Below are 6,394 nucleotides of genomic sequence, written 5' to 3'. Positions count from 1 at the left end.
GCGGCCGGTACGGCGGACAGAAAAAAAGCCGGGGCAAGCCCGGCTTCGTTTGGGTGAGGCGTGGCGTCAGCGCTGGAAAGGATAGGGGTTGCCCAGCCCCAGCAGGCCGCAGAGCTCGTCGAGCGCGGTCCGGCATTCGTTCAGCAAAGCGGGATCGGCGAGATCGTCGGGGGCAAGCCGGTCGCGGTAGTGGCGCGAAACCCAGCCGACCAATTGCGCGTAGAGCGTGTCGGACATCATCACGCGCGGATTCACGGCGGTCAGCTCCTCGCGGGTCAGCGCCACACGCAGGCGCAGGCAGGCGGGTCCCCCGCCGTTGCGCATGCTCTGGGTCAGGTCGAACACCCGCACTTCGCGGATGAAGCGGTTGTCCCGCTCAAGCCGCGCAAGGTAGGCCCAGACCCGCTCGTTGCGGCGGCACTCGTCCGGCACCACGAGCAGCATCGAACCATCGGGACGCGACAGCAACTGGCTGTTGAACAGGTAACTCGTCACCGCGTCCGCGACGGACACCTCCGCCTCCGGCACTTCGATGGCCTCGAACGGCAATCCCAGGCGCGCCATCTTGTTGGCGATCTCGCCCATCACCCGGTGCGGGTCGTGAAACGCCAGTTCGTGGTGGAACAGCACGGGACCGTTGCCGACCGCGATCACGTCGTTGTGGAACACGCCCGCGTCGATGGTCGCGGGACGCTGCTGGGCGAACACCACGCCGTCATCGGCCAGGCCATGACGGCGCGCGACCGCCTGGCTCGCTTCCAGCGTCTGCCTGGCCGGAAACCGTTCCGGCCGGGGCAGGCTTATATCGAACGCCGAGGCGCCGAACACGAAAAACTCCACGCCGCGCTCGCCGTGGTCCCGGCAAAAACGCGTGTGATTGGCCGCGCCCTCATCGCCGAAGTGCATCTGCGCCGGCAAGGCGTCATGCACCGTGAAGCGCTCGCGGTCCGGAAACATCGCCGCCAGGAGACGGCCGGTCACCGGATGCTCGAGCGAGCGGTGGAACTTGTTGTTCAGGTTGGCCGGGGTGAAGTGCACCTTGCCGTCCGCCGTGTCGGCCGACGGGCTGACGGTCGCCGCGTTCGCCGTCCACATCGCCGAAGCGGAGGAACAGGACGCGAGCAGCGCCGGCGCCGCCTTCGCCGCCCGGGCGAGTATCTCGGCATCGCTTCCGGAAAACCCCAGCCGCCGCAAACTCTCCATGTCCGGACGCTCGTGCGGCGCGAATACCCCCTGGGCGAAACCCAGGTCATGGAGCGCCTTCATCTTCGCCAGGCCCTGCAAGGCGGCTTCGCGAGGATTGGCCACCGCCTTCTCGTTGCGGGTCGAGGCGATATTGCCGAACGACAGACCGCTGTAGTTGTGCGTCGGTCCGACCAGACCGTCGAAATTGACTTCGATTCCGTTCACAGCGTCACCCCCGGCGGCAATTGCGCGGGCAGCGCGAGCGCGCCGCACTCGAGCGACGCCACCGGATAGGCGCAGTAATCGGCCGCGTACCACGCGCTGGCGCGGTGGTTGCCCGAGGCGCCGATGCCGCCGAACGGCGCCGCGCTCGACGCCCCGGTCAGCGGTTTGTTCCAGTTCACCACCCCGGCGCGGCTGTGCGCGAGGTAAGCCTCGTACAGCGCGCGGTCATCGCTCAGCACCCCGCCGGCCAGGCCGAAACGGGTGGCATTGGCCAGCGCGATGGCCTCGTCGAAATCCGCATAGCGGCGCACCTGCAGCAAGGGGCCGAAATACTCCTCGTCGGGCGGCCCGGCCACCGGCGTCACATCGATCAGCCCCGGACTGAGCATGGCCCGGCTGGCCGGAAGACGGCGCATCGGCACAAGCGGGGTCGCCCCCAGCGCCAGCAGGCGTTCCTGCGCGGCCAGCAGCGCGTCGGCGGCCTGCGCCGAAATCACCGGCCCCATGAACGGCGCGGGATCGGCGTCGAAACGGTCGACACGGATGCGCCCCACCGCCTCGGCGAGCCTGACGAGGAACGCGTCGCCGAACGCTCCGTCGGGCACCAGCAGGCGTCGCGCGCAGGTGCAGCGCTGGCCGGCCGACACATAGGCCGACTGGATCACATGGTGCAAGGCGGCCTCGACATTGGCGACCTCGGCCAGGATCAGCGGATTGTTGCCGCCCATTTCCAGCGCGAGAATCTTGTGCGGCTGACCGCCGAACTGCTCGTGCAACAGCGCGCCGGTGGCGGAACTGCCGGTGAAGAACAATCCGTCGATGCCGGGATGGCCGGCCAGCGCCGCGCCGGTGTCGCGCCGGCCCTGCACGAGATTGAGCACGCCGTCGGGCAGCCCGGCCTCCCGCCACAGCGACACCGTCAGCGCGGCGGTGGCCGGGGTCAGCTCGGAAGGCTTGAACACCACGGTATTGCCCGCGATCAGCGCGGGAACGATATGGCCGTTGGGCAGATGCCCGGGGAAATTGTACGGCCCGAACACCGCCACCACTCCGTGCGGGCGATGCCGCAACACCGCCTGCGCGTCCCCCAGCACAGCGGCGCGCTCGCCGGTACGCTCCTGGTAGGCTTTCAGGGAAATCTCGATCTTGCCCACCATCGTGGTCACTTCGGTATCCGCTTCCCAGGCCGGTTTGCCGGTCTCGCGCGAAATCATTCGGGCGAGCGCCGCGCGGTGCTCGGCGAGTTTCTCTCCGAAGCGCCGGATCAGCGCCATGCGCGCCTCGAGTCCCGCGCCCGACCAGGCGGGGAACGCCCGACGCGCCGCCTCTACCGCCATGTCGACGTCGGCGCCGCTGGCCGCCGCGCCTTCCCAAACCAGCTCGTCCGACGCGGGATCGAACTTGCGCAAGGCCTCGCCCTGCCCGGCGCGCCAGGCGCCGCCGATGAACAGACTCTCCATCATTTCCCCTCGTCCGGCGACGCCGTCACGCAACGCACCCGGTCACCGTCCCCGACATTCAGGGTCCGCGCCATCAGCGGTGTCAGAAATACCCGGTCTTCAGGCACCGGCAAGGTCGCGGCGATCGCCCGGAATCCGGCGCGATCGGTGTTCGACACCAGATAATCGACGCCGGCCCCATCCGGCAGCGGATCGCGGATGGCGACCCGGAATTCGCGGCTGGCTTTCACCGCGCGGATCTCGCCGGTATAGGCCTGCACCGTCGGACCCGCATCGAAAATGTCCACGTACCCCTCGTAGCGCAAGCCTTCCGATTCCAGCAGCGTCAGGGCCGGACGGGTCCGCTCGTGGGTCTCGCCGATCACGGCCTGCGCCTCCGGCGGCAGAAAATCCACATACACCGGATACTTGGGCATCAGTTCGGCGACGAACGCTTTTTGGCCGACACCGGTCAGGTAATCCGCCTCGGCGAAATCGATCGAGAAGAAATGCCGTCCCAGCGCCTCCCAGAACGGCGAGCGGCCCGACTCATCGGAGACCCCGCGCATTTCGGCCACCACCAGCGGGCCGAACAGCTGGGGAAACTGCGCGATGAACAGGAAGCGGCATTTCGAGAGCAGCGCCCCGTTTCGCCCGGCGCGGAACGCCGGGTTGAGGAACAATGTGCACAGCTCGGTGCAGCCAGTATGGTCGTTGGACAGGAACAGGGTTTCGTGACGGGTGTACACGCCAAGCTCTTCGGACGCGTGCACGATGGTGCCGACCCGGTAGTTGTACCAGGGCTCCTTGAGCCCCACCGCGGCCTCGATGGCGCAGATGCCCGCCACCTCGCCGGTCTCGTCGTCTTCCAGCACGAACACATAGCCCTGGTCGCCGCGGTCGAGTTCGCCGGCGAACGACAGTTCGGCGCGCTCGATGCGGCGGGTCAGGCGTTCTTCGTTCAGCGGCAGCGAGGTCATGCCCACCCCCGCGCTGCCCGCCAGGGCCATCAGTCCGGGCAGATCGCCGCGGGCGACCGGTCTGATCAACATCATGATGTCTCTCCCGCTTCTTCGGTCTGGCGCGCCACGAGACGAACCTTGTCGCCGCTGCGCACCGACAGCACGGATGCCGCGTCCGGGTGAATGAACGCCACGCCGCCGACCAGCGCCACCTTGTCGAGGGTGGCTTCGAAGGTTTCCACGCGCTCGTTGGCGATCAGCCGCGGCGCCGCGCCCTCGGGCAGGCTCACCGCGACCTCGACCGGATAGCAGCGCGCCGTTTCGAGGGTCTTGAGGCGATCGATTTCGGCGGTGAGCACCGCGCCGCCATCGAAAATATCAATGTAGTGATCCGCCTCGAATCCCTCGCGCGTCAACAGCTGGCACGGCCACTCGAAATCCGGGTGAATCTGGCCGATGGCGTCCTGGGCCTCGTCGGGCAGCAGCGGCACATAGATCGGATAGCTCGGCATCAGTTCGGCGATGAACGTCTTGCTGTGCGAGACGAACGCCTGCTCGACCTGCAAAAAATCCATATTGAAAAAGCGCCGGCCCAGCGCGTTCCAGAACGGCGACTGGCCGGCCTCGTCGTGCAGACCCTGCATTTCGGCGATGATGCGCCGGCCGAAACGTTCGCGCTGACCGGCGACGAACAGGAGGCGCGCGCGCGACAGCAACTCCCCTCCCGCCGCGGCATGGGACGGCTCGACATAAAAGCCGCACAGCTGGGACATGCCGGTCAAATCGTGGCACATGGTCAAGACATGCACGCGGTTGTTGACCTTGAGGGCGCGCGAGGCGTGCACGAAGGTTTCGCTGCGGTAACTGTAAAACGGTTCGTCGAAACCGGCCGACGCGGCGATGGAGGCGGTCCCCACCACTTTGTCCCCGGCCTCCAGCACGAACATGTAAAAATCGTTGCTGGCTTCGCCGATGGCCTCATGACCAAAGGCCGTGCGCGACATCTGGATGCGTTCGAAGAGCTTGTCCCGGTTGCTCGGCAAACTGGTGACGCCGATGCCGCTGGCGATCGCCATGCGCTCGATGGCAGGCAGATCGGACGTTCTGACAGGACGGACTTTCAGCACGGAGGTGACTCCCAGGTTAGTGTCGGCGCGCGAACGGCGGCGCGCGCCAAGCCGCTGTCCGGTGCTGACCGGACAGGGCGGGCGGTCCTTCGAAAAAACGGACCGGCCGGTCAGGCGCCGGCAAAGTTCGCGAGCGCGGTGTCGAAGCGGCGCAGGCCTTCGTCGATGTCGGCCGGATCGATGACCAGCGACGGCGCGAGGCGGATCACATCGGCGCCGGCCACCAGCACCATCACCCCCTGCGCTTCGGCGGCGCGCAGGATATCGCGCGACCGGCCGGCATACGCCTCCTGCAGCACGCAGCCGAGCAACAGCCCCATGCCTCGCACTTCGCGGAATACCTTGTGCCGCGCATTGAGGTCGGCGAGGCCGGCGACCAGCTGGTCATGACGCGCCGTCACCCCCGCCAGCACCTCGGGGCGGCTGATGATGTCGACGGCGCGCAAGGCCACCGCCGAAGCGAGCGGATTGCCGCCGTACGTCGACCCGTGGGTGCCGACCACGAAGCTCGAGGCGACTTTTGCGGTGGTGAGGATCGCGCCGATCGGAAAGCCCCCGCCCAGCGCCTTCGCGGACGACAGGATATCCGGTGTCACGCCGTACTGCATGTAGGCATAGAGCGATCCGGTGCGTCCCATGCCGGTCTGCACCTCATCGAAGATCAGCAGCGCGCCATGCTGGTCGCACAGGCGCCGCGCCGCCTCGAGATAGGCCTTGTCGGCCGGCATCACGCCGCCCTCGCCCTGCACCGGTTCGATCACCACGGCGCAGGTGCGCTCGCTCACCATCGCTTCGAGCGCGGCGATGTCGTTGAACGGAACATGGCGGACGGCCTCCGGCACCGGGCCGAATCCCTCGGTGTACTTGGGCTGACCGCCCACCGTCACGGTAAAGAGCGTGCGGCCGTGAAAGGCGTTGCGGCAGGAAATGATTTCGTTCTTGGCCGCGCCATAATGATCGGCGGCGTATTTGCGCGCCAGCTTGAACGCCGCCTCGTTGGCCTCCGCCCCCGAGTTGCAGAAAAACGCGCGCTCGGCGAAGGTCAGCCCGGTCAAGCGTTCGGCCAGCCGCAGCACGGGCTCGTTGGTGAACACGTTGGACACATGCCAGAGCTTGCCGGCCTGCTCGGTCAGCGCGGCGACCAGCTCGGGGTGACAGTGCCCGAGACCATTGACGGCGATGCCGCCGGCGAAATCGATGAACTCACGGCCATCCTGATCCCATACTCGGGACCCCTGCCCGCGCACCGGGATGAAACCGGCCGGGTTGTAATTCGGAAACATGACCTCGTCGTAGGTCGAACGGGTGACGGCATGGCTCATTGACAGTCCCTTCTCTGCAGCGATTTTTTTTGGAATTGGCGAAATCCTGTTCGATTCTAATCGAATCATTTGGCGGACCCATATCCGGTTTGCGACATGGGATTACGTAATCCCCGTCGGCGACGGCAATCACA

The 6,394-nt window shown here is 67.0% G+C and carries 5 protein-coding genes; all 5 read right to left on the bottom strand.

Going from position 1 to position 6,394, the window contains the following annotated elements; all coding sequences use genetic code 11:
- Nucleotides 1-66 precede the first annotated feature (66 nt).
- Nucleotides 67-1,410: an N-succinylarginine dihydrolase gene (gene astB, locus JNO50_RS08460; RefSeq protein WP_189534401.1), complete on the bottom strand. Its 1,344-nt coding sequence runs from the start codon at nt 1,408-1,410 to the stop codon at nt 67-69.
- Entirely contained in the window at nt 1,407-2,873 is a 1,467-nt protein-coding gene (astD, locus tag JNO50_RS08455; RefSeq protein WP_229804708.1) for a succinylglutamate-semialdehyde dehydrogenase, read from the bottom strand. Before astD ends, astB begins: the two co-directional genes overlap by 4 nt.
- Nucleotides 2,870-3,904 (bottom strand): arginine N-succinyltransferase, encoded by a 1,035-nt coding sequence (gene astA, locus JNO50_RS08450; protein WP_189534404.1) that lies wholly within the window; start codon nt 3,902-3,904, stop codon nt 2,870-2,872. Before astA ends, astD begins: the two co-directional genes overlap by 4 nt.
- Nucleotides 3,901-4,938, bottom strand: a complete 1,038-nt coding sequence (gene aruF / locus JNO50_RS08445; protein WP_189534405.1) for an arginine/ornithine succinyltransferase subunit alpha — start codon at nt 4,936-4,938, stop codon at nt 3,901-3,903. The genes astA and aruF overlap by 4 nt, the downstream gene beginning before the upstream one ends.
- Nucleotides 4,939-5,048: 110 nt before the next feature.
- Entirely contained in the window at nt 5,049-6,260 is a 1,212-nt protein-coding gene (locus JNO50_RS08440; RefSeq protein ID WP_189534407.1) for an aspartate aminotransferase family protein, read from the bottom strand.
- Between the last annotated feature and the right edge of the window lie 134 nt (nt 6,261-6,394).

This window comes from Paludibacterium paludis, from assembly GCF_018802605.1.
GTDB lineage: Bacteria > Pseudomonadota > Gammaproteobacteria > Burkholderiales > Chromobacteriaceae > Paludibacterium > Paludibacterium paludis.
This window is presented reverse-complemented; position numbering and strand designations above follow the sequence as displayed.

Excerpts from the sequence above, each read along its gene's own strand:
- astD (WP_229804708.1), bottom strand. The coding sequence starts at position 2,873 with ATGATGGAGAGTCTGTTCATCGGCGGCGCCTGGCGCGCCGGGCAGGGC.
- astA (WP_189534404.1), bottom strand. The coding sequence starts at position 3,904 with ATGATGTTGATCAGACCGGTCGCCCGCGGCGATCTGCCCGGACTGATG.
- JNO50_RS08440 (WP_189534407.1), bottom strand. The coding sequence starts at position 6,260 with ATGAGCCATGCCGTCACCCGTTCGACCTACGACGAGGTCATGTTTCCG.